Genomic DNA, 250 nt, shown 5'->3' with positions numbered 1-250 from the left:
ATGCGGCTGGTCTCGTCGATCTGGTCGATGGTCGGCATCAAGGCGGCGCGGTTCTTCAGCGCCCAGCCGTAATATTGCACATTGGCGACTTCCAGCCGGTCCGCATCGAGATCGACGGCCATCTGGATGATGTCTGCGAGCTGATGCAGGTTCTGCCGGTGCATCACCGCATTCACCGTCAGCGGCAGGTCGAGTTCGCGCGTCCACTTGGCAACTTCGAGCTTCTTCGCATGACCGTTGCGATAGCCAC

The 250-nt window shown here is 60.4% G+C and carries 1 protein-coding gene; it reads right to left on the bottom strand.

Translation table 11 applies throughout. The annotated features are described in order from the left end of the window. Positions 1-250 (bottom strand): hypothetical protein (locus ACYYG1_RS17715; RefSeq protein ID WP_461211648.1); only part of this gene is annotated, 250 nt, incomplete at both ends.

It is taken from the genome of Desulfocurvus sp. DL1XJH-121 (genome assembly GCF_054819825.1).
This window is presented reverse-complemented; position numbering and strand designations above follow the sequence as displayed.